This is a genomic window from Paenibacillus spongiae, assembly GCF_024734895.1.
GTDB classification, from domain to species: domain Bacteria; phylum Bacillota; class Bacilli; order Paenibacillales; family Paenibacillaceae; genus Paenibacillus_Z; species Paenibacillus_Z spongiae.
The window spans coordinates 2506442-2527663 of record NZ_CP091430.1; the positions used below are offsets into that span (position 1 = coordinate 2506442).

Here is a 21222-nt window from a genome sequence, read left to right on the forward strand (position 1 = left end):
GGGAGAAGGACGATGAGAAGCTTCTGTGGCGCAAGGAAATGAATATAGGACCTCTTTAAACGAATTGCTTGGAGGTGTATCCTATGGACAAAATGAAAGTGTCGTATGAAGCGATGCTTGGACTTGTTGCAGAAATGGTGCTGGATGAGGCTGTCTTAAAATATCGAACGGACCGGTTGTATCAGGCGATTGATAAAGCATTGGCATCTGGAGATAAGGATACGTTCCATCGGTTGACAGACGAGCTGAAAACGCTGAATGCCTAGCCGCACATAGAAGACCTGCTTTTCGCCGGATTACGGTCCGTATGCGAAGAAGGTCTTTTTTTTGTGCAAAGTAGTGTGATAGGATTAGAGAATGCAAGGACAGGATATGGAAGTTGACTGATGCAAAGGACAGGTGAATATGAAATTTAGCGAGCTAACTCCCGAACAATGGGCGGAGCTGCAGCCCTATCTGGATACTGCGGTGCTGCCGGTCACCGGTTTGACAGGAGACGAGATGCCCTATCAAGCGACCGAATCGCTCGAGCGGCTGCGGGATGTGCTGTACCCGATCGAAAGCCAGTTTAAAGGGAGAATCGTCACGTACCCGGTATGTCAATACGGCCTGTTAACCGACCAAGCCGGCGGTCAAGTGGAGAATATTTGCGCGAAGCTGAAGCAAAGAGGCTTCCGGTATGTCATTGTGGCGGCTGCGTTCCCGGTAGAGACGAACAGCAGGCTCATCCCATCGGCGGATCTGCTGATCGGCACGGATACGGACGGTACTCCTCCGTCAGCAGCAGCCGTCAGCGAAGAAATTCGAAAAATATGGCTGGGTCAATAAGAAGCATTCGGTCAATCGGTGCATAAGCCGACAGCAATTGGGGAAAAACAAATGCCAGACGAGGTCAAATGTGACAATTTGATAACAAATTTAAAAACCGTTTTTTTCCGTTGTGATTATGTGCCACCGTATTCTTGACGCTCAAAACCACCTAGGCTATTATAGGTAATGTCCTAGTTCGTCATACGTTTTGCCGATGGGCAAGACGCAAGATATGGTTGGCAAAGGGGGTAGAACAGAAGATGAGTAACCACGAACAACATGAAACAGCGCATAAATCGATGAAACGGAAGGAAATGTCCCGGCGTCAATTTCTGTCGTATACGCTCGGAGGTGCAGGCGCTTTCATGGCGGCAGGCATGTCGTTGCCGATGATTCGCTTTGCGGTTGATCCGATCTTGAAAAAGAAAGAAAGCGGTACATACATTAAAGTGGTCGAGGAATCCAAGATCACGAACGAACCGCAGGAGTTCAAGTTCAAAATTCACCAGGTCGACGGTTGGTATGTGAGCGATCCCGAGCTCGCCGCATGGATTTCCAAAGACGAAAAAGGCGATTTCTTTGCGCTGTCGCCTATATGTAAGCATCTAGGCTGCACAATTGGCTGGAACACGAATAAGAACAACGAATACGTGTGTCCTTGCCATAACGCTCAATACACGAAAGACGGCAAGAACTTGACCGTGGCACCGAAACCGCTTGACGAGTACGATCTGAAGCGCGAGAACGGCTGGATTTATCTCGGACCGGTCAAGCCTAATACACGGGTAAAATAAAGGAGGGCGTAGGCTCAGATGTTTAAAGGTGTTTACAACTGGATTGATGAACGTCTCGATATTACGCCGATGTGGAGGGACGTGGCCGACCATGAGGTTCCCGAGCACGTTAACCCTGCGCACCATTTCTCCGCATTCGTGTATTGCTTTGGCGGGCTGACGTTTTTTATCACGGTCATTCAAATTTTGTCCGGCATGTTCCTGACGATGTACTTCGTTCCGGATATTATCAACGCATATAAGAGCGTTGACTACCTGCAGCACAAGGTTGCCTTCGGCGGAATCGTCCGCGGCATGCATCACTGGGGCGCAAGTTTGGTTATCGTTATGATGTTCCTGCATACGCTCCGCGTCTTCTTTACAGGCTCTTACAAAGCGCCTCGCGAGATGAACTGGGTGGTCGGGATGCTTATTTTCTTCATTATGCTCGGTCTTGGCTTCACGGGTTACCTGCTTCCGTGGGATAACAAGGCGTACTTTGCAACGAAGGTCGGCATTCAGATTGCAGAATCCGTTCCATATATCGGCGTTTACATTAAAGAATTGATGCAGGGCGGCGAAATAGTCGGTGCAGAAACATTGACGCGCTTCTTCGCGATTCACGTCTTCTTCTTGCCGGGTGCGCTGCTTGCGCTTCTAGCGGCTCACTTCTTTATGATCCGGAAGCAAGGCATTTCGGGACCACTATAAGACGAAGGGAGGCAAATTGCGAATGGCACACGGCCACAAATCGAATGAAAAAGTCGTATACGTCGGCGATTCCCGGGTTAAGAAGAAGGGCGGCGGATACGATACGGTACCGCCGGACTATTCGGCGTATCCAGGCAAATCGGAAGCGTTCATTCCGAACTTCCTTCTGAAGGAATGGATGGTCGGCGTCGTTGTCCTCGTCGGCTTCCTCGTTCTGACGATCGCAGAGCCGGCACCGCTCGGCTATCCGGCGGATCCGACGAACGCGGCATTTATTCCGATGCCGGACTGGTACTTCTTGTTCCTGTATCAATTTCTGAAATACCCATACGTATCGCAAGATTACGTTGTGCTCGGAACGATCGGCATCCCGGGTATTGCATTCGGAGCGCTGCTGCTGGCGCCGTTCCTGGATACCGGTAAAGAGCGCCGTTTCTACAAACGTCCGATCACGTCGATTCTTATGTTGTTGTCGCTGATCTCGCTGTTCTATCTCACGAAGCAATCATGGGATCATTACACCCATGAGCTTGAGAAGACGAACACGATTCCTGAGCATCACCTTCGTGAAGAGAAGGCGCGTGAGGCGGCTGAAAAAGGTCAAGGACAGGGCGGCGCAGTAAAAGAACCTGCTGCCATACCTATCGTGGACAAGAACGATCCGGCCATGGATATCTTGCAAGCACGTTGCGTGGCTTGCCATGCAGTCGACCTGAAAGGCCAAGAAAGCGCAGGTTTTCCTGCTCTTGTAGGTGTTGGTGATCGTTTATCCGAAGATGATATCCGCGATATCGTCACGAACGGCAAGAACGGCATGCCGGCTCAGAAAGACTCGATGTCTCCGGAAGAGATCGATCAAGTCGTCACTTGGCTGGCGAAGCAAAAAGCGCCTGCTGCTGAATAATCAAAACGTAAAGCCTGATCGTATTTATGCGATCAGGTTTTTTTTAAGGAGAGTCGCCGATGTCGTCAGTATCATGGTTGTGGAGCCGGGCGCTCCTTACGAACAAATCGTTTTTATGGCTGTTATTTATCGTTAATGCTCTGGGTACGGTGTATGGATATATTTGGTATGGGGATCAGCTGATCGAAACTTATGATCATAACCCGGCTTGGCAGCTTATATTCGTACCGGATAGTCCAACGGCAAGCCTGTTTTTTACGCTGGCCTTGCTATACCTGCTCTTTCCGCCGAAACGGGAATTGAAGGGACCGGCGAAATGGCTGCGCTCCGCGATCGAAGCGTTAGGTGTCGTAACTTCTGTGAAATACGGCATTTGGGCTGTTGCCATGATTATCGCGGGTGCAATGAAGGGCACGCCGATGGTATGGGAAAATTATATGCTGATCGTCTCCCACCTGGGCATGGCCGTCGAAGCGCTTCTGTTTACCCGGTTCTTTGCCTTCGGAATTGCCGCGGCTTTCGGAGCGGCATGCTGGCTGTTTTTGAATGATATGATCGATTATTCTTATTACGTTTATCCTTGGCTGCCGCAAGTATTGGATGATATTTTGCCGGATGTTCGGAACTTCACAGTGGGCTTAACGTTATTCAGCTTTTTGTTGACCGTGCTTGCTCTCCGTCTGGCCGAGCGCTCCAGAGGTCTAAAATAGGACATCCCCCCATACGTTAAGTATGGGGGGATGCTTTGTGAGAACGTCGATAGTAGCTTTATTACTCGGAGCGCTATTAACGGTGGCGGCCGGCGGTCACGGATGGGACAAGGCTTCGGCAGCTGCCGGCATACCGGCTTCGAAGGAAGCGGGAGCGACGAATGCCGGAGCGGAAGTGTCAGTCGTTCAGCTGGCGGACCGATTATATGCGGCAGTAAATGCCGGAAACCGGCAGCTGGCCTATTCTACGATCAACCGCCTGCAGCAGGCCGCCGCCAAGCCGGTTATCCGCCAAGCCGGGAAGCAGCCGGGCTGGGCGGCATTTGACCGCAGCATACTTGATGCGAGACAAGCGTTAAGCGAAGGCAAGGGGAATGAGGCTTATTTGCAGGCAGCGCGATTGAAGCTGGCCGCGGATGCTTTGTTTCGGAAGGCGCCGCTATGGCTGCAGTACCGCGAAGTGTTGAAGAATGATATGGTTCGCATTCGGCAAGCATGGCATTCGCAAGGCGTGAATCCATCTGAAGCTGCGCTGGCAACCCTCAGCGTTCTTCAGCTTCATGCCAAGCGAATTGAGATTGCGGCTCTCATGGGACAACCGGAGAAACAGGTGAGCGCGTTATATGACCAAATAAAACGCACGGAGCGCACGCTTGTCTTGGCTTCGAATACGCAATCGAACAAGCGCTTGGTCGAGGGCAGCTTCTCAGCGCTTGAGAAGACGGTCGATGCTCTGTTCGGAAGCGATGGAGCCGCTGCGGTCGATGCTCTGCTCAACTCAACGCTGCCGCAGACGATCGGCGAATCGCGAAGAGGCCGTGAACAGCTGGCCACCATGTATATTTCGGCTTTCATTCTGGGCGTCCTTGGTTATGTCGGCTGGCGAAGGTACAGGTTCGATCAGAATCATGGCTCATCTTATCCGCCTACCGACGGAGTCCGCCGGAATTAATGCTTAATCGGCCGCATGAACAAGCTGCTGCTGAGGCATTATTCTTCCTTGAAACCTTCTCCCAGCACATCATGCACATCGTTAATAACAATGAATGCAAGCGGGTCTATACTGCGTATCAACGTTTTCAGCCGTCTGATCTCATGACGGGCGACGACGCAGTAGAGGACCTGCTTTTTGTTGCCCGAATATCCGCCTTTGGCTTCGAATAACGTCGTTCCCCGCTCCATTTCCTTCGTAATCAATGCGGACATCGGCTCTCCATGATCGGTAAAGACGGAGAACGCTTTGGTCGCATATGCGCCTTCCTGGATAAAATCGATCATTCTTGAAGCGATGAAGACAGCTACCAGCGTATAGAGCACTTTTTCCTTCGGGATGTACAACAGCGATGCGCCGATAATAACGACATCAAGGGTAAGGATAACTTGGCCCATGCTCCAGCCGCGCATTTTGGAACCGATCCGTGCCAGGATGTCCGCTCCCCCCGTCGTTCCGCCGAACCGGAAGACGATGCCAAGACCTGCGCCAAGCGTAACACCCGCGTACAAGGCGGCCAATATAAAATCGTTCGACGTTTGGAACGGAACGATCCAGCCGGCTTTAATCCATTTCTCGATCAAGGCAAGGAAGAAGGAGAGCGAGACTGTACCATATATGGAATAGCCCATAGGACCAAGTCCTAATATCTTCCACCCGACAAGGAATAGAGGAATGTTCAGGACCAGGGTAGATAGCCACAGCGGCCAGCCGAGAGCATAATTCAAGAGAACGGCGATTCCCGTAACGCCGCCCTCCATTAATTGATTCGGAAGGATGAAGTAGTGAAGGCCGAAGGCGTAAATGGCGGTGCCCACCGTTACCTGCGGCAGCGTCCGCAGCAGTGCTGATAATTGCTTGTTCACGATGGCAAGAGCTCCTTTCTTCAGATGCAGAAGGTATGTAAGGCTTAGTATGGCTGATTTGCGGCCAATCGAAAAGAATTGTTTTCGATGTCGCTTTACGATAACATATGGAGTGAATATGAGGATAGAAAGGACTGCGACCTATCATGGCCGAAAAATCGCTTGCGGAGATACAGCGTGAGGTGGACCGTTATATTTCACAATTCAAAGAGGGGTATTTCAGCCCGCTTTCCATGCTGGCCCGCATGAGTGAAGAAGTCGGCGAGCTGGCCCGCGAAGTAAACCATCAATTTGGCGAGAAACCGAAGAAGCTGGATGAAGCGGAAAATTCGATCGAGATGGAACTCGGCGACATTTTGTTCATTGTATGCTGTTTTGCCAACTCGCTGGGCATAGATATGACGGAAGCGCATAATCAGGTCATGAACAAATTTGCCACCCGGGATGCGAATCGCTGGACGCCAAAAAACGTCGAACCGTAAACGTGCTCCTTACATATGCTGTACCATCAACCTGTGTACAAGGAGGGTGGGCAGATGGTCGGAGAAAGCAGTTTGAAGAAGGCTTACGAAGCCATCCTTAACGGTGATTACGAGCTCGCCGTTTTACGGTTTGAAGAAGCGATTGCGCTGGAGCCGCAGCAGGCGGATTATCATTATAAATGCTCGATAACGTGCGCCCGAAGCGGCAAATGGCAGAAGGCGATCTATCATGCCGAGCAAGCCGTCATGCTCGATTCGGATCATGAGGAGTACAATTATCATCTTCAGACGGTACAAGCGAAGCAGCTTGTACTGGAATCGGAAGCGCTGCTGGGGCTTTCGCCTCCGGACTCGGAGGGCGCTATTGCTAAGCTTCGCCTCGCAGTCAATAAAGATCCACTGAATCTGGAGACCTTCTTATTGCTCGGCGCGCTGTACGATTCGCTCGCGCAATACGAGCAGGCGGCAGAATTTGCCGAAGAGGCGATCCGGCTTGACCCGCAGCATTCGGCTGCACAGAGGCTTTACGCCGATGTGACGCAGAAGCAGCGTCGGAGCAAGGGACAGGGAGCGAATAGAAGAAATCGAAGAAAGAACAGGTGATGATCATGGCAGATACGATAAGAGTGGCGGTTATTGGGGCCGGAGGCCGGATGGGCCGCGAAGTGGTTAAGATGGTGCTTCAGGATGAGAATATGACGCTGGCCGCCGCAGTCAGTCCTTCCGCAGGTCCGGTTGACGCGGGATCGATGGTCGGCGTCAACCCTTGCGGCGTTACCGTTTCGGCGGATTTGGAGACCGCTCTGTCCGATGCGCGTGCGGATGTTCTGGTTGATTTTACCGTGCCTCAAGCGGCTTACGGGAATACGAAAACAGCCATTCTCCATGGCGTTCGCCCGGTAATCGGGACGACGGGATTTACGCCGGAGCAAATCGACGAATTGGACAAGCTGTGCCAAGAACGGGGGCTCGGAGGGCTTATCGCGCCTAACTTCTCCATCGGCGCCATTCTCATGATGCAGTTTGCGGCGCAAGCGTCCAAGTATTTTCCGCACTTGGAAATTATCGAATACCACGGCGACCAGAAGCTGGATGCGCCTTCAGGAACCTCGATCAAGACAGCCGAGCTTATTGCCGGCGTCCGTCGGGAGCTGCGGCAGGGCAACCCGAATGAAGAAGAGACGATCGAGGGCGCACGCGGCGGCTATTACAACGGATTTCGCATACATAGCGTAAGGCTGCCGGGCGTCTTTGCCCAGCAGGAGGTCATATTCGGCGGATTCGGTCAAACCTTGAAGATCCGTCATGATTCCTATGAGCGCGCGGGCTATATGCCGGGCGTGGCGGTCGCCGTAAAAAAAGTAATGACCTACACTGGACTTATCTACGGTTTTGAGCACATTATGGATTAACAGAAATTTGACCGTATTTTCAAAGAGAGGGGATCTACATCATGAATATCGCATTCATCGCACATGATCGAAAAAAAGAAGAAATGGTCAATTTCGTGATTGCATACGAGCCCGTTTTTGTCGGGCATACCTTATATTCAACCGGCACGACAGGGAAGCGCATAATGGAGAATACGGATTTATCGATTCATCGTTTCATGTCCGGACCGCTCGGCGGCGATCAACAAATCGGAGCGCTTGTCGCACAGAACGAGATGGATCTGATCATCTTCCTGCGCGACCCGTTGATGGCCCAGCCGCATGAGCCCGATATCATCGCACTGCTGCGGTTGTGCGACGTTCAGGGAATTCCCGTCGCAACGAATGTTGCGACGGCCGAGCTGCTCGTCAAGGCGCTGCAGCGCGGCGATTTCGCATGGCGGGAGCTTGTACACAAATACAAGCCGGGTGAAGTATAATGGACGGATCTGTCGATATAGCAGCCTTCGGTGCGCATCCCGACGATGTCGAAATCGGTATGGGCGGAACGATAGCCAAGCATGTGGATGCCGGTTACCGGGTCGCCATCTGCGATCTGACGGAAGCGGAGATGTCGTCGAACGGCACCGTAGAAACAAGGAAGCAGGAAGCAGCCGAAGCCGCTTCCTTGCTTGGCCTGGCGGATCGTTCCTGCCTGGCGCTGCCTGACCGGGGCTTGACGGGCTCCGCGGATCAAATCGAAGCGATCGTGCGCGAGATCAGACGCTTGCGGCCCCGTATCGTATTTGCTCCGTATTGGGCGGACCGCCATCCGGATCACGGCGCCTGCAGCAGGCTGGTGGAAGAAGCGGTGTTTAACGCCAAGCTGCGCAAGTATTTGCCGGAGCTCCCTCCTGTCAACGTCGAGCAGCTCCTCTTCTATTATATTAACGACAGCGCGGACGTCTCGCTTATCGTCGATGTAAGCACGCACTATGACCGCAAAATAAGTGCGCTGCGCTCATACCGTTCCCAGTTTGAGAAAGTGGGAAGCGGAGAAGACCGGGTTCAGACGCCGCTGACGGACCGCTACGTGGAGCGGGTGGAAGCCAGAGATTTGCTGCTTGGCCAGACGAGGCAGTTGGCGTACGCCGAAGGTTTCGCCATCAAACGACCGCAGCCGGTTCATTTATTTTAACGCTGCGTCAGAATTCGTCATCGGACGCATATAAATTACACTAGAGAGCGCAACTGGAGGTGGTTATATGACAAGACCTCTAAAGATCGGCATTACTTGTTATCCGACTTTAGGCGGTTCCGGCGTCGTGGCGACGGAGCTGGGTAAGCTTTTGGCCGAGAAGGGACATGAAATTCATTTTATTACCCACAGCGTCCCGTTCCGGCTGGGGCAGTTTCATAAAAATATTTTTTACCATGAAGTGGAAGTAAACGATTATTACGTATTCCGTTACCCGCCTTACGACTTGTCGCTGGCGAGCAAGATGGCGCAAGTAGCCAAGATGCAGCAGCTGGATCTGCTGCATGTTCATTACGCGGTTCCCCATGCCATATGCGCGTTTCTCGCGAAGCAGATGGCGGGCGATGGCTTACGTACGGTAACGACGCTCCATGGTACCGATATAACGGTTCTGGCACAGGATGAAACGTTGAAGGATCTAATCCGCCTGGCCATTAACTCCAGCGATGCGGTTACGGCCGTATCGAATGATTTGATTTCCGAAACGCGGGAGCTGCTGGATATTGTCAAGCCGATCGACCTGACCTATAACTTTGTCGACAAGCGCATTTATTATCCGCGCAGCTGTGCGTCCCTACGCAATGATTACGCCGGACCCGAAGAAAAAATATTGATGCATATTTCCAACTTCCGCCCCGTTAAGCGGGTTAGCGACGTCGTCGATATTTTCGCCAAGGTGGCGGAACACGTGCCCAGCCAGCTGCTGCTGGTCGGCGAGGGCCCGGATCTTCCCAAGGTCCAGCACAAAATCAGAAGCATGGGATTGGAACACCGGGTACACTTCCTGGGCAAGCAGGATGATGTCGCCCATGTCATCTCGATTGCGGATTTGATGCTGCTCCCTTCCGAGAAGGAAAGCTTCGGACTCGTCGCGCTGGAAGCGATGGCCTGCGGCGTTCCTACCATAGGCTCGCAGGCAGGGGGCATACCCGAGCTCGTCACGCACGGCGAGACCGGCTATTTGTCTCCGATTGGCGACACTGACGACATGGCCGAGAATGCGATCCGGCTGCTTCAGAACGAACGGCTCTATGAGCAGTTCCGGGATGCTTGCTTGAAGAGGGCGCGCACGCAATTTTGCAATGACTTGATTACGGCGGAGTATGAACGTATTTACTATCGGGTGCTCGGAATCGAAGCTCATATTCCGCAGCCGGTATGCGACTAAGAACACATTAGAGTCGAAGGAGGGGGCGCCATGCGCTGGAATAAAGCTTTGCAGGATGCGCTCCCGGTGCTTCGCTTATTGAACGAGCAGGGACATGAGGCGGTATTCGTCGGCGGCTGTGTTCGGGATACGGTCATGGGGCGCGAGCTGAAGGATGTCGACATCGCAACGTCTGCGGAACCGCAGCAGGTCATGGCGATTTTCCCGCGCCATGTGCCGACCGGCCTGAAGCACGGGACGATTACGGTCATGACCGATCAAAGCGTTTATGAGGTGACGACATTCCGCAAGGAGTCCGCCTACGAGCAATTCCGGCGGCCCTCCGAGGTTCAGTTCGTGACCGATCTGGAGGCGGATTTGCTCAGAAGAGATTTCACGATCAATGCGATGGCTATGCGCGCTGACGGGACGCTAGTCGATCCGTTCGGGGGTAAGGACGATCTGCGCCAGGGCGTGCTGCGATGTGTCGGCGAGGCCGATGCAAGATTTCAGGAGGATGCGCTGCGCATGGTACGGGCCATACGGTTCGCCGCGGAGTTCCAGCTGCAGATCGAATTACAGACATGGCAAGCCTTGAAGAGGCATCGCATGCTCCTTAAGCATGTCGCCATGGAGCGGGTTGGCGCGGAAGCGGATAAAATGATGAGCGGCAGCCATCCGGAGCGGGCTGCCGCTTTATTTGCAGCAAGCGGACTGCTCGGCCATACGAAGGTGCTGCTTCCTCAAGCGCTCCTTCAGCTAGGCGCGGAGGACGGGAGCGGTGAGGGAGCATTGCTGTCTAAGCCCCGTGGAGAGCTCGTAATGGCGCTGGACGAGCTGGTGCAGCTTAAGGATGCCGATACAAGATGGACATCGCTTTGTCTGGCTGTCGGAATGAATCCGGATGACGCTTGGCAATTGGCGGATGCGCTCAAATTCTCCAACGTACGCAAATCGGCGATAGCAGCTGCGGTGCGCATTGGCAATCTTATGGAACCCGCCATACATCGCTATTTGAAGCAGGAATGCTCGGAGGAAGAGCTTCGGCATGAATGGCTGGATGCGATTATTCAAGAAGGCAGGAAGGATGCCGGCAGGTGGTTAACGGCAGTGCGGACGATTCCGCTGCTGCTGGCTCCGCCGAATGACCAGCCATTCGACCTCGTGAAGGCTGCACCTGTGGCGGACAAGCTGGAGCAGTGGCTGGCAGCCATTCCGATCACAGCCATTCGGGAGCTTGCGATCGGCGGCAAAGATGTCGTCCGGCTGCTGCAGAAGCCTGAAGGGCCGTGGGTAGGTCAGCTGCTTCAGCAATTGCTTCGTGCCGTGGTTCACCGGCAGGTAGATAACGACCGGGATTCACTGCTGGCATTCTTGAAGGAACGACCGATCGACAATGGAAGCGAGATGGAGAAGACATGAGCAACCGGATTATTGAAATGCTGGAACAGCAGGAAGGGCAATATGTCTCGGGCGAAGCGATCAGCCGGGAGCTTGGGATGAGCAGGACGGCGATCTGGAAAAAGATGAAGAAGCTGGAGGAGCTCGGCTATCGGATTGAAGCGTCGCGAAGACTCGGATACCGACTTGCCGGAAAGCCGGCCAAGCTGACGGTGTCCGAGCTGCTGGGCAAGCTTCAGGACAGCTCGTTCATCCGTACCGTCAAGCTGTTCGACGCGGTGGATTCAACGCAAAATATTGCCCAGAGGCTCGCCGAGGAAGGCGCCCCGGAGGGCACGCTCGTCATAGCCGAACAGCAGACCAACGGCCGCGGCCGCATGGGACGCAATTGGATTTCACCCCCTGGCAAAGGAGTCTGGATGAGCCTGATCCTCCGGCCAAGCCTCCCTCTTCAATTCGCTCCCCAGTTGACGCTGCTTGCCGCCGTTGCCTTATGCCGTGCGCTCAAGGAGCTTGCGCCGCTGGATATTGGAATCAAGTGGCCGAACGATCTGCTCGTCGGAGGCAAAAAAATTAGCGGCATCCTGCTGGAGTCTTCGGCCGAAGACGAGCGGATCCGGTATGTCGTTGCCGGTATCGGGATCAGCGTCAATTTGACGGAGGACGATTATCCGGAGGCGCTGCGGGATACGGCTACATCGCTCCGGATCGAGCTTGGGAACGAGCTGGACCGAACGGAGATCATCGCGGCTTTTATCCGACATTTTCAACAATTATATACGTTGTACCAGCAGGAGGGCTTCTCGCCGATTCAATCGCTGTGGGAAGCATTGTCGGTTACGCTGAACAAGCCAGTGAAGCTGTTGACGCCGGCCGGGCAAGTAGAAGGAACGCCGATTGGACTGAGCGAGAGCGGAGCGCTTATTGTGCGGAAGCCGGATGGTGCCCAGACGCTCGTTTTTTCGGCGGAATCAAGCGGACCCCCGGATGCGCGCGGATAGACGAAAAAATGTTTTTTATGCTATACTGATCGTGATTAGAGGCCTCTTACGGGTGGTATCGCAGCTGCGAACCACACCTATTGATGGAGTGCCTTTAGAGTAACAGACCCGTTATTTCGACATACTGGTAGTAGCAAGGCATTGCGTATTCTGCTCTGAGCCGTTAGGGACCGAGACAGAAGGAAGCTTGCAAGCGCGAGGGTTGTTCCTTTTTGGTTTGGGACCTTTTTAGCGGCGGCTAAAAGGTTTTTTTGTGTTTATCCTAACCCACAGGGGGACGAGACGATGAAACAACCGTTAACGATTACGAAAATGAAAAAAATGAAGAAGAGCGGCGAACCGATCTCGGTACTGACTGCCTATGATTATCCATCCGCCAAGCTGGCCGAGGAAGCGGACATCGACGTCATACTCGTCGGAGATTCGCTTGGCAACGTCGTGCTTGGCTATGATACGACAATACCGGTCACATTGGATGACATGGTGTACCACACGCGCGCAACAGCGCGCGGAGCGAGGCAGACATTCATCGTTGCGGACCTGCCCTTCATGACGTATCGGTTGGGCAAAGAAACAACATTGAGGAACGCAGCCAGATTGATGCAGGAAGGTCATGCCCATGCCGTGAAGATGGAGGGCGGGGCCGATATCGCGGAGGAGGTTGCGGCGCTCGTACAAGCCGGAATTCCGGTGATGGGCCATATCGGTCTGACTCCTCAATCGGTACACCAGCTCGGCGGATATAAAGTGCAGGGCAAGCTTGAGCAGGAAGCCAAGAAATTGCTCGAGGATGCGAAGGCACTGGAAGCGGCTGGCGCATTCGCCATCGTTCTGGAGCTTGTCACCGAACCGATAGCCGAGGCGATAACGTCGGCTTTGCAAATCCCGACCATCGGAATCGGGGCAGGACGCAGCTGCGACGGACAAGTGCTTGTCTATCACGATATCCTTCAATATGCTTCGCCATACCGCGAGAAGCGTTTCGTCAAAACGTATGCCGATCTGGGCTCGACGGTCCGAGACGCGATCAGCGCTTATGTTTCCGACGTGAAGGCGAAGACCTTCCCGCAGGAAGAGCACGCCTTCCCGATGGAACAGGAGCTCGTCAAGCATTTATACGGCGCCGGTTCTGCAGCCGGTGACGGAGGCGCGAAGGCATGATTGCCATAACGACGATACAAGAGCTGCTTCACCATATGCGTACGCGCCGGCGCGAATATCCGGACGACCGAATCGGCCTCGTGCCGACGATGGGCTATTTGCATGAAGGCCATGCTAGTCTTATGCGCAGATCGAAGGCCGAATGCGGCTTTTCCGTATTATCGATCTTCGTCAACCCCCTTCAATTCGGGCCGAATGAAGATTTCGACCGCTATCCGAGAGATGCGGAGCGCGATCTGGCCCTAGCGGAGCGGAACGGCATCGATCTCGTGTTCATGCCTTCCGTGCAAGAGATGTATCCTTCGAAGCCGCTCACGAGCGTCATCATTAGCCAGGTAACCGACCGGCTGTGCGGGGCGTCCCGTCCGGGACACTTCGACGGCGTAGGAACGGTGGTCAGCAAGCTGTTTCATCTGACCCAGCCGGACCGGGCTTACTTTGGCATGAAGGATGCGCAGCAGGTGGCCGTTATACAGCGAATGGTGGATGACTTGAATATACAGGTTGAAATCGTGCCTTGCGAAACGGTGCGGGAATCCGATGGGCTTGCCATGAGCTCCCGCAACGTTTACTTAAGCCCCGATGCGCGGGCACAAGCCGTCGTACTGTCCCAAGCGCTGACGGAAGCGGAGCAGGCGGTGAAGGAAGCGGGAATGACCGTCAAAGAGCTGGAGGCGCGCATACGCGAAACGATTGCGAAAGCGCCGCTTGCGGATATCGATTATGCTGAAGTATTGGACTATCCGGATTTAACGGTCCCGTCAGCGGAGGTTGATTTATCGCAATACCCGAACAAGCTGATCGTCGCTCTCGCCGTAAAATTCGGCAGCACGCGGCTGATCGACAACCGGTTATTGGATTCACACGGAGGTGAAAGACATGTTTAGGACAATGATGAAATCCAAGCTGCACCGCGCTACCGTGACGGAAGCGAACTTGAATTATGTGGGCAGCATTACCATTGATGAAGATTTGATGGAGCTAACGGATATTTGGGCCAACGAAAGGGTTCAAATCGTCAACAATTATAACGGAGCCCGGCTTGAAACGTATGTCATTCCAGGTCCGAGAGGCTCCGGCGTCATCTGCTTGAACGGGGCGGCCGCTAGGCTGGTACAACCGGGCGATAATGTCATCATTATTTCATACGGCATGATGTCGGAAGAAGAAGCGAGCCAATACAAGCCGAAGGTCGTCATATTAGATGAGGCGAACCGTCCGGTGGAAACCATGACGGAAGAAGTTCACGCCACCATTAAATAGCGGCACGGCCACGGCAGATTTATGATCCCAAACTTGTGTAACGATTGCCATGGAGTATGAAAAACAGGCCCCGCGCAAAGAATGAGCATAACAATTTACTCAACTTTGGCGCGAAGGCGAGGTGCAGTCTATTGTTCCGGCATGTATTCGCAACGATGCACGAAATGCTTGACGACATTATGGTTCATTATCCGCATGCAGCATTTGAACAAAAGAAACAATACACCGAGCAACTTTCCATGTTAAAATCATTAAGTGACACATTCATTGAAGAATGGCTGCAGTTTGAGGAGAAGATGGCTGATTTTCGGGAGCTTCAGCATGAGTCGGCCGAAAAGTCCGTTCAGGAGCTCCCGCAAAACCATAAAGCACAGCAGAAAATGCCGGGTTTAGTTGTCCAAACGGCTCCTGTTTCTGCCCCGCCCAATAAGGCTGCTGCATCGCCAGCGTCGGAATCAAGCGACCTGGAGGCGACCCTGCTTACGAAAGGGCAAGGTTATTTCAAGCTCTTTATGTTCCGGCATGCCGCGGCGCACTTTCAGGAAGCGGTCAAACAAGCGCCCGACAACAATGGTGCGCGTCTCTTCCTGGCCATGACGTACATGCATTTGCAGGAATGGCTGGAGGCGCAGCGACATTTTCAACTACTTGTAGAGCTGACCGATCATCCGAAGTGGCAGGCGCTCGGGTATAACGCGCTGGGCTGCATACAAGCCGTGAGGATGAATCTGGAGCAGGCGGAGAGATATTTCTTGAAGGCTCATGAAACCGACCCCGCCTTTACCGACCCGCTATCCAATTTGAATTCATGCAGGCAGCATGATGATGGGCACTTATCCTTATACTTTGGGAGCGGGCAGCTTTAGAATTTGGGAGAGGATCAATAATCGGATGAATTATGCGGTATTGGATTTGGAAACGACCGGACACAGTGCCGGCGATGAAATCATACAGGTCGGGCTCGTGCTGCTTGACGAGGATATGCAGACGATTCGTACGTACAGCAGCTTCGTCAAGCCTACGATTCCGATTCCACCCTTTATAACACAGCTAACCGGTATCGACGAGTCCATGGTCGCAGACGCCCCGCCTGCCGAAGATGTGCTGCTCGAGTTGATTCCGCTTTTGGATGATGCCGTATTGGTCGCCCACAATGTCGGTTTCGATGCGGGTTTTCTGAACCAGGCACTCGACCGCTGCGGGTATATGCCGTTCGCCGGAAGACGTCTGGATACGATCGATCTGCTGCGCGTGCTCTATCCGATGCTGACCACCTATCAGCTTGGCGCGGTTACGGAGCAGTTCGGCATCGAGCATGATCAGCATCACCGCGCTGACAGCGACGCCATCGCGACCGGTGAGCTATTTGCGCTCTGCTACCGAAAGCTGGAGCAGCTGCCGCTGCTGACGCTGGAACGACTGGCCATTCTGCTTGGGGATGAAATCGACGATTTGGGCTGGTTCGTCCAGCAAATAGCCGTCTCGAAATCATTAACTTCTTCCATAGATCCAAGCGCATTCTCGTATTTCCGCCAATTCGCCATGAAAACCGGCGATTGGACGGATGAGGAGCCTCCAAGAAGCGGAGGAGAGGCAGAGTCGGTAGACGCTTGGACGTTCCCCGACTTTCTTTCCCACATGAAAGACAGTCTTCGGGCCATAATTCCGAACTACGAAGAACGGGACCCGCAGAACATAATGTTCCAGGAAGTGCTTGAGGCGCTCGAGCAAGACAAGCATCTCATGATTGAAGCCGGCACAGGTACAGGCAAGTCGCTCGGTTATCTTATTCCTTCGCTCTATTACGGGGTGAAGAACGATAAGAAAATCATTGTCAGCACCCATACCATCAATCTTCAGGAGCAGCTCAGACAGCGGGATCTGCCGCTGCTGCAATCCGTACTCCCTTATCCATTCAAGGCCGCGGTCTTCAAAGGGCGCGGCAATTATTTATGTTTGCGCAAGTTCGAAGGCAAAGTGGTGACCAAGGATTTCAGCTCACCGAACGAGGATCGGATCACAGCCTCGCAGATGGTCGTATGGCTCGGAGAAACCGATAACGGCGACCAAGAGGAGCTCAACTTCGGCAACAAAGGAGCCGATTTCTGGTCAACGGTTGCGAGCGACGCGGACTCCTGCCTGAACCGGAGCTGTCCTTGGTTCAAACGATGCTTTTATCATAGAGCCAAGCAGGAAGCCAATTTAGCCGATGTTGTCATAACGAACCATTCCATGCTGTTTACCGATATCCGCGCCGACCACAGGCTGCTTCCCGGATACGAGCACCTGATCGTAGACGAAGCGCATCACCTGGAGGAAGTAGCGGGCAAGCATCTGGGAACGCAATTATCTTATCATTCCGTTAATCATCCCGTTGCCCGATTGTGCAAGGACGCCCGCAACGGCCTGCTTATTCAGCTGAAACACAGACTTAGCGGCGAAAGCGCGGAGAAGAGCGAAGCGTGGCGGGAAACGATCGACGATGTGGTGCCGGTATTCGGCGATCTTCGCGATGATTGGGACAAGCTGTTCGAATTGCTGTTTGCCATCATGGGAAGCGGCGCACAGGATTCGACCGCCGAGGCGGGCCAGCTGGTGCTGCGCCTAAGATCCGGCAAGCTTCCGAACCAATGGAAGGATGCCCAGATCGTCGAAGAAGCGGTGCACGGCCATCTGAACAAGATCGTCCGTTCCTTGGACAAAATATTTACGGAAATGAAGGATGACCTGGACGATCAGTCGATTGTAGCGCTTGTGACGGATTTAAGCGGCACGGTCAAAGATCTCATGAGGGCGCGCGACGATCTCCGTTCGTTTATGAAAGCGGACAAAAAGGAGTTTGTTTACTGGCTGGAGGCCAATAACAATTTCCGTGCGAAATCGGTTCATCTGTATGCGGTGCCCGCAGATGTAAGCGGTCAGCTCCGGACGTATTTCTTCGACGCAAAAAAGAGCGTTGTCCTCACGTCGGCGACCTTGTCGGTACAGAAGTCGTTTCAATATGCCGCCGAGCAGCTCGGGCTGCAGCAGGATGAGGAGCAAGGACGGCTGAAGACGGTCCAGCTGCCTTCGCCGTTTAATTTCAGGGAACAGGCTCTGGTCTGCATCCCGCGCAATTTCCCCGTATTGAAGGGTGCGGCGGGCGACTCGCAATTTAATGAAATGCTGATTCGTTCCTTAGCCGATGCCGCGGCGGAAACCAAGGGGCGGATGCTTGTCCTGTTCACCTCGTACCGTATGCTGAAACAGGTTTACGACCCGCTCAAGGAAGCGTTGGCGCCAAGCGGTATCCAGCTCCTTGCGCAGGGGATCGACAGCGGCAACCGGAGCAAGCTGACCAAGCGGTTCCAGCAGCAGACGGCTTCCGTCCTGCTTGGGACGAGCAGCTTCTGGGAAGGAGTGGACATCCCTGGCGATGCGCTGACCTGTCTGGCCATTGTCAGGCTGCCGTTCCAGCCGCCCAATCATCCGCTGGTGGAAGCGAAATCCGAGCTGCTGCAGGAGCAGAAGCAGAATCCGTTCATGAAGCTGTCCATTCCTCAAGCGGTCATCCGGTTTAAGCAGGGCTTCGGCCGGCTTGTCCGGACGGCTAATGACCGCGGAATTGTACTCATCTACGATACCCGCGTCATCGATACGTATTACGGCAAATATTTCTTGTACTCCCTGCCTGGCCCAAAAATCGAGCATATGCATCTAGATCTAATCGTACCGAGAATCAGGGAATGGTTAGCGGTTGAAAGAGAGGAGAGGTAAGCCATGAAGAAAATATCCGAAGCGGTCGTGCGCAGGCTGCCGATTTACCTGGTGGTGCTGAACGACCTGCATAAGCGGGACATTCAGACGGTTTCGTCACAGGATCTCGGCAATAAGCTGGATCTTAATCCGGCGCAAATCCGCAAAGATTTGGCTTACTTCGGCGAATTCGGGCGCAAAGGCATCGGCTATGACGTGTCGTACCTCATCGAAAAAATAAGGCAAATTCTCAAGCTCGATCAGCCTCTGAGCGTCGGGCTTGTAGGCGCCGGCAATCTTGGCCGTGCGCTGTGCAATTACAATACGTATTTGAAGGATAATATGAAAATCATGGCTGTATTCGATGCGCATCCCTCCGTCGTAGGGACGCAAATCAACAGTCTGACGGTTCAAGCGATGGATGATTTGAAGGAGAAGGTCGAAGAGCTTCATATTGTAATCGGCATTATTACCGTTCCCGCAGTCGAAGCGCAGAATGTAGCAGACCGTTTCGTCGATGCGGGCGTGAAAGCGATATTGAATTTTGCCCCGACCATATTGCGCGTTCCCGAACATATCCGCATTCATTATGCCGATTTTACGAGGGAGCTGCTAAGCTTAGCTTATTATTTGGAGAAGAATGAGGAGGAAGACGATGAACCGGCTGTGGATTGAGAACGGCACATTCGTAACGATGGATGATAGCCGTCCCGTATTGAAAGGACATATGGTTGTCGAGGGCGACCGTATTGTCTACTTGGGCGAAGAGCCGCCTAGCCCGGCCCCGGAAGGTGCGGAGCGATTGAACGGACAAGGACTTGTCTTTATGCCGGGCTTAATCAATACGCACGCGCACTCTGCGATGTCACTTCTGCGCGGGTATTCTGATGACGAAGCGCTTCAAGTATGGCTGGAGCAGAAGATGTGGCCGATGGAAGCGAAGTTTACCGATGATGACGTCAGATGGGGGACATCGCTTGCAGTGGCTGAAATGCTAAAATCGGGTACAACGACATTCGTCGATATGTATGACCGCATGCATATTGTTGCCGAAGTTGTCGAGCAGTCGGGTATTCGCGGCGTCTTGACCCGCGGCGTCATCGGCTTGTGCCCTCCGGACGTGCAGACCGAGAAGCTCATCGAAGCCAAGCAGTTCGCCAAGGACTGGAACGGTCAGGCGGGAGGCCGGATTACGACAATGATGTCGCCTCACGCGCCGTATACTTGTCCGCCGGATTATATCGAGCGGATCGTTGAAGCCGCCCATGAGCTGGATGTGCCGCTTCATACGCATATGTCCGAATCGCTTGCCGAAGTGGAGCAGAATGTGAAGGATTACGGACGCCGTCCGGTCGAGCATCTGGACAAGCTTGGCTTTTTCTCCAAGCCTGCGCTGCTTGCCCATGCGGTTCATCTCAATGACGAAGAAATCGCTTTGCTTGCCGAGCGGGGAGCGGCTATTTCTCATAATCCGGCAAGCAATTTGAAATTGGCCAGCGGTGTGGCGCGGGTGCCTCAGCTGCTAAAAGCGGGCGTTACGGTATCTCTTGGCACGGACAGCGCGGCAAGCAATAACAATTTGGATCTATTCGATGAAATCCGTCTCGCAGCGCTTATCCATAAAGGCGTTTCAGGCGATCCGACAGCGGTTCCGGCTTCCGAGGCGCTGAAGCTGGGAACCGTTTACGGTGCCCGCGCTTTAGGCAAGCACTCGCTCCTTGGCGTATTGAAGCCCGGTATGAAGGCCGACTTTATCGCGATTGATGCCGAGCAGCCGCATTTCTACCCGCAGACGGAAATGGTATCGCATCTTGTTTACTCCGGGTCGGGCCGGGATGTTAAGCATGTATGGATTGACGGGCGTCAAGTGGTGAGCTCGGGTGAATGTCTGCTGATCGACGAAGCTAAGGTGAAGGCCGAGGCGCAGTCCTGCTTTGAAAGGCTGCTGGCACGATAATGCGTGCTTCACGCCGCAAGCGGCCGTCCTCGATGACGCCGGCGCGAATAGCTGCGGTTGTCATCGCAAGCATAGTTGTCCTGTTGATCGGAGCAAACGGTTATTACCGTTATGTCCAAGCCCCGATGTGGAACGATCAGACGAAGTTGGAAGAGCAGGCTATGAAGATAGCCGGCTTGCAGGAAACTAGCGATTCTTACACGTACGTGTGGGATGACACGATATGGATTGTGGAAGGGAAAGACAAACAGGGCGACGAAGTCTATGTTTGGTTGTACGAGAATCCGAATGCCATGCAGCCTGTCATCCGCAAGGTGAAAGACGGCGTAACCAAGGAGCAGCTGAAAGAGAAGCTCCTGAGCTCGAAGCCGGATGCTAATCTGGAGCATATCAAGCTCGGATGGAAGGATAACGAGCCGGTCTGGGAGCTGTTCTATTCCCGCGATCAATCGGGAACGGACTTCTATTATTACGATTTCTACCGGTATAGCGACGGCGGCTTTATCATTACATACAGCCTGCCGAAGCAATAGCGCCGAATGTGCGGTTATGCCGCGCGTTAACCAGTGCTGCCATCTATTACACACCCCCTTATGCAAGTCGATGTGATATACTTTTGTATAGCAAACGGGTATACACTTGTTGCGATATAAAAGTGACAGCATCCTTGAAAGGGGGCTTT

The 21222-nt window shown here is 53.5% G+C and carries 24 protein-coding genes; 23 read left to right on the forward strand and 1 reads right to left on the reverse strand.

From position 1 onward, the window contains the following. The first annotated feature begins 83 nt into the window (after positions 1-83). The 7 genes from L1F29_RS11605 (at position 84) to L1F29_RS11635 (ending at position 4860) form a co-directional block, all read left to right on the forward strand. Positions 84-266 (forward strand): IDEAL domain-containing protein, encoded by a 183-nt coding sequence (locus L1F29_RS11605; protein ID WP_258388466.1) that lies wholly within the window; start codon positions 84-86, stop codon positions 264-266. A gap of 139 nt (positions 267-405) precedes the next feature. Continuing rightward, complete coding sequence (locus L1F29_RS11610) at positions 406-828, forward strand: DUF2487 family protein (RefSeq protein WP_258388467.1); 423 nt, start codon at positions 406-408, stop codon at positions 826-828. Between the two features lie 242 nt (positions 829-1070). After that, positions 1071-1604, forward strand: a complete 534-nt coding sequence (locus L1F29_RS11615) for a Rieske (2Fe-2S) protein (protein ID WP_258388468.1) — start codon at positions 1071-1073, stop codon at positions 1602-1604. 18 nt (positions 1605-1622) lie between these two features. Continuing rightward, positions 1623-2294, forward strand: a complete 672-nt coding sequence (gene qcrB, locus L1F29_RS11620; protein ID WP_204816274.1) for a menaquinol-cytochrome c reductase cytochrome b subunit — start codon at positions 1623-1625, stop codon at positions 2292-2294. Positions 2295-2316: 22 nt separating this feature from the next. Then, entirely contained in the window at positions 2317-3198 is an 882-nt protein-coding gene (locus L1F29_RS11625; protein WP_258388469.1) for a c-type cytochrome, read from the forward strand. A gap of 59 nt (positions 3199-3257) precedes the next feature. Then, positions 3258-3908 carry a DUF1405 domain-containing protein gene (locus L1F29_RS11630; RefSeq protein ID WP_258388470.1) on the forward strand — a complete coding sequence of 217 codons (651 nt, stop codon included), beginning with the start codon at positions 3258-3260 and terminating at the stop codon, positions 3906-3908. Between the two features lie 37 nt (positions 3909-3945). Beyond that, complete coding sequence (locus L1F29_RS11635) at positions 3946-4860, forward strand: sporulation protein YpjB (protein ID WP_258388471.1); 915 nt, start codon at positions 3946-3948, stop codon at positions 4858-4860. 38 nt (positions 4861-4898) lie between these two features. On the opposite strand, the gene L1F29_RS11640 is transcribed toward L1F29_RS11635, so the two are convergent. Continuing rightward, complete coding sequence (locus L1F29_RS11640; protein ID WP_258388472.1) at positions 4899-5765, reverse strand: YitT family protein; 867 nt, start codon at positions 5763-5765, stop codon at positions 4899-4901. 146 nt (positions 5766-5911) lie between these two features. Between L1F29_RS11640 and L1F29_RS11645 the strand changes: the two genes are divergently transcribed. From L1F29_RS11645 to L1F29_RS11720, 16 genes are all read left to right on the forward strand, one after another. Beyond that, entirely contained in the window at positions 5912-6247 is a 336-nt protein-coding gene (locus L1F29_RS11645; protein ID WP_258388473.1) for a nucleotide pyrophosphohydrolase, read from the forward strand. Between the two features lie 54 nt (positions 6248-6301). After that, positions 6302-6850 carry a tetratricopeptide repeat protein gene (locus L1F29_RS11650; RefSeq protein WP_258388474.1) on the forward strand — a complete coding sequence of 183 codons (549 nt, stop codon included), beginning with the start codon at positions 6302-6304 and terminating at the stop codon, positions 6848-6850. A gap of 5 nt (positions 6851-6855) precedes the next feature. Continuing rightward, a complete protein-coding gene (gene dapB / locus L1F29_RS11655; protein ID WP_258388475.1) occupies positions 6856-7659 on the forward strand; it encodes a 4-hydroxy-tetrahydrodipicolinate reductase in 804 nt (267 codons plus the stop codon). A gap of 41 nt (positions 7660-7700) precedes the next feature. Further along, positions 7701-8117 (forward strand): methylglyoxal synthase, encoded by a 417-nt coding sequence (gene mgsA / locus L1F29_RS11660; protein ID WP_258388476.1) that lies wholly within the window; start codon positions 7701-7703, stop codon positions 8115-8117. Next, the gene (bshB1, locus tag L1F29_RS11665) at positions 8117-8815 is read left to right on the forward strand and encodes a bacillithiol biosynthesis deacetylase BshB1 (protein ID WP_258388477.1); all 699 of its coding nucleotides are present in this window, start codon (positions 8117-8119) and stop codon (positions 8813-8815) included. Before mgsA ends, bshB1 begins: the two co-directional genes overlap by 1 nt. A gap of 67 nt (positions 8816-8882) precedes the next feature. Then, entirely contained in the window at positions 8883-10043 is a 1161-nt protein-coding gene (gene bshA, locus L1F29_RS11670) for an N-acetyl-alpha-D-glucosaminyl L-malate synthase BshA (protein WP_258388478.1), read from the forward strand. 30 nt (positions 10044-10073) lie between these two features. Then, positions 10074-11444: a CCA tRNA nucleotidyltransferase gene (locus L1F29_RS11675; protein ID WP_258388479.1), complete on the forward strand. Its 1371-nt coding sequence runs from the start codon at positions 10074-10076 to the stop codon at positions 11442-11444. Next, positions 11441-12424 (forward strand): biotin--[acetyl-CoA-carboxylase] ligase, encoded by a 984-nt coding sequence (locus L1F29_RS11680; RefSeq protein ID WP_258388480.1) that lies wholly within the window; start codon positions 11441-11443, stop codon positions 12422-12424. The genes L1F29_RS11675 and L1F29_RS11680 overlap by 4 nt, the downstream gene beginning before the upstream one ends. Before the next feature lie 285 nt (positions 12425-12709). Further along, positions 12710-13585 carry a 3-methyl-2-oxobutanoate hydroxymethyltransferase gene (gene panB, locus L1F29_RS11685; protein ID WP_258388481.1) on the forward strand — a complete coding sequence of 292 codons (876 nt, stop codon included), beginning with the start codon at positions 12710-12712 and terminating at the stop codon, positions 13583-13585. Then, complete coding sequence (gene panC, locus L1F29_RS11690) at positions 13582-14472, forward strand: pantoate--beta-alanine ligase (RefSeq protein WP_258388482.1); 891 nt, start codon at positions 13582-13584, stop codon at positions 14470-14472. The genes panB and panC overlap by 4 nt, the downstream gene beginning before the upstream one ends. Next, positions 14465-14848, forward strand: coding sequence for an aspartate 1-decarboxylase (gene panD / locus L1F29_RS11695; protein ID WP_258388483.1), 384 nt, complete (start codon positions 14465-14467; stop codon positions 14846-14848). Before panC ends, panD begins: the two co-directional genes overlap by 8 nt. 239 nt (positions 14849-15087) lie before the next feature. Beyond that, positions 15088-15714, forward strand: coding sequence for a tetratricopeptide repeat protein (locus L1F29_RS11700; protein WP_258388484.1), 627 nt, complete (start codon positions 15088-15090; stop codon positions 15712-15714). A 25-nt stretch (positions 15715-15739) separates the two neighbouring features. Beyond that, positions 15740-18604 carry an ATP-dependent DNA helicase DinG gene (dinG, locus tag L1F29_RS11705; protein WP_258388485.1) on the forward strand — a complete coding sequence of 955 codons (2865 nt, stop codon included), beginning with the start codon at positions 15740-15742 and terminating at the stop codon, positions 18602-18604. Positions 18605-18607: 3 nt separating this feature from the next. Beyond that, on the forward strand, positions 18608-19258 hold the full coding sequence (locus L1F29_RS11710; protein WP_258388486.1) for a redox-sensing transcriptional repressor Rex: 651 nt from the start codon (positions 18608-18610) through the stop codon (positions 19256-19258). Continuing rightward, on the forward strand, positions 19239-20540 hold the full coding sequence (locus L1F29_RS11715) for an amidohydrolase (RefSeq protein ID WP_258388487.1): 1302 nt from the start codon (positions 19239-19241) through the stop codon (positions 20538-20540). Before L1F29_RS11710 ends, L1F29_RS11715 begins: the two co-directional genes overlap by 20 nt. Then, complete coding sequence (locus L1F29_RS11720) at positions 20540-21073, forward strand: cell wall elongation regulator TseB-like domain-containing protein (RefSeq protein ID WP_258388488.1); 534 nt, start codon at positions 20540-20542, stop codon at positions 21071-21073. Before L1F29_RS11715 ends, L1F29_RS11720 begins: the two co-directional genes overlap by 1 nt. Positions 21074-21222: the final 149 nt, after the last annotated feature.

Coding starts and splice junctions, on each gene's coding strand:
- L1F29_RS11605 (WP_258388466.1), top strand. CDS start 84: ATGGACAAAATGAAAGTGTCGTATGAAGCGATGCTTGGACTTGTTGCA.
- L1F29_RS11610 (WP_258388467.1), top strand. CDS start 406: ATGAAATTTAGCGAGCTAACTCCCGAACAATGGGCGGAGCTGCAGCCC.
- L1F29_RS11615 (WP_258388468.1), top strand. CDS start 1,071: ATGAGTAACCACGAACAACATGAAACAGCGCATAAATCGATGAAACGG.
- qcrB (WP_204816274.1), top strand. CDS start 1,623: ATGTTTAAAGGTGTTTACAACTGGATTGATGAACGTCTCGATATTACG.
- L1F29_RS11625 (WP_258388469.1), top strand. CDS start 2,317: ATGGCACACGGCCACAAATCGAATGAAAAAGTCGTATACGTCGGCGAT.
- L1F29_RS11630 (WP_258388470.1), top strand. CDS start 3,258: ATGTCGTCAGTATCATGGTTGTGGAGCCGGGCGCTCCTTACGAACAAA.
- L1F29_RS11645 (WP_258388473.1), top strand. CDS start 5,912: ATGGCCGAAAAATCGCTTGCGGAGATACAGCGTGAGGTGGACCGTTAT.
- L1F29_RS11650 (WP_258388474.1), top strand. CDS start 6,302: ATGGTCGGAGAAAGCAGTTTGAAGAAGGCTTACGAAGCCATCCTTAAC.
- dapB (WP_258388475.1), top strand. CDS start 6,856: ATGGCAGATACGATAAGAGTGGCGGTTATTGGGGCCGGAGGCCGGATG.
- mgsA (WP_258388476.1), top strand. CDS start 7,701: ATGAATATCGCATTCATCGCACATGATCGAAAAAAAGAAGAAATGGTC.
- bshB1 (WP_258388477.1), top strand. CDS start 8,117: ATGGACGGATCTGTCGATATAGCAGCCTTCGGTGCGCATCCCGACGAT.
- bshA (WP_258388478.1), top strand. CDS start 8,883: ATGACAAGACCTCTAAAGATCGGCATTACTTGTTATCCGACTTTAGGC.
- L1F29_RS11675 (WP_258388479.1), top strand. CDS start 10,074: ATGCGCTGGAATAAAGCTTTGCAGGATGCGCTCCCGGTGCTTCGCTTA.
- L1F29_RS11680 (WP_258388480.1), top strand. CDS start 11,441: ATGAGCAACCGGATTATTGAAATGCTGGAACAGCAGGAAGGGCAATAT.
- panB (WP_258388481.1), top strand. CDS start 12,710: ATGAAACAACCGTTAACGATTACGAAAATGAAAAAAATGAAGAAGAGC.
- panC (WP_258388482.1), top strand. CDS start 13,582: ATGATTGCCATAACGACGATACAAGAGCTGCTTCACCATATGCGTACG.
- panD (WP_258388483.1), top strand. CDS start 14,465: ATGTTTAGGACAATGATGAAATCCAAGCTGCACCGCGCTACCGTGACG.
- L1F29_RS11700 (WP_258388484.1), top strand. CDS start 15,088: ATGTTAAAATCATTAAGTGACACATTCATTGAAGAATGGCTGCAGTTT.
- dinG (WP_258388485.1), top strand. CDS start 15,740: ATGAATTATGCGGTATTGGATTTGGAAACGACCGGACACAGTGCCGGC.
- L1F29_RS11710 (WP_258388486.1), top strand. CDS start 18,608: ATGAAGAAAATATCCGAAGCGGTCGTGCGCAGGCTGCCGATTTACCTG.
- L1F29_RS11715 (WP_258388487.1), top strand. CDS start 19,239: ATGAACCGGCTGTGGATTGAGAACGGCACATTCGTAACGATGGATGAT.
- L1F29_RS11720 (WP_258388488.1), top strand. CDS start 20,540: ATGCGTGCTTCACGCCGCAAGCGGCCGTCCTCGATGACGCCGGCGCGA.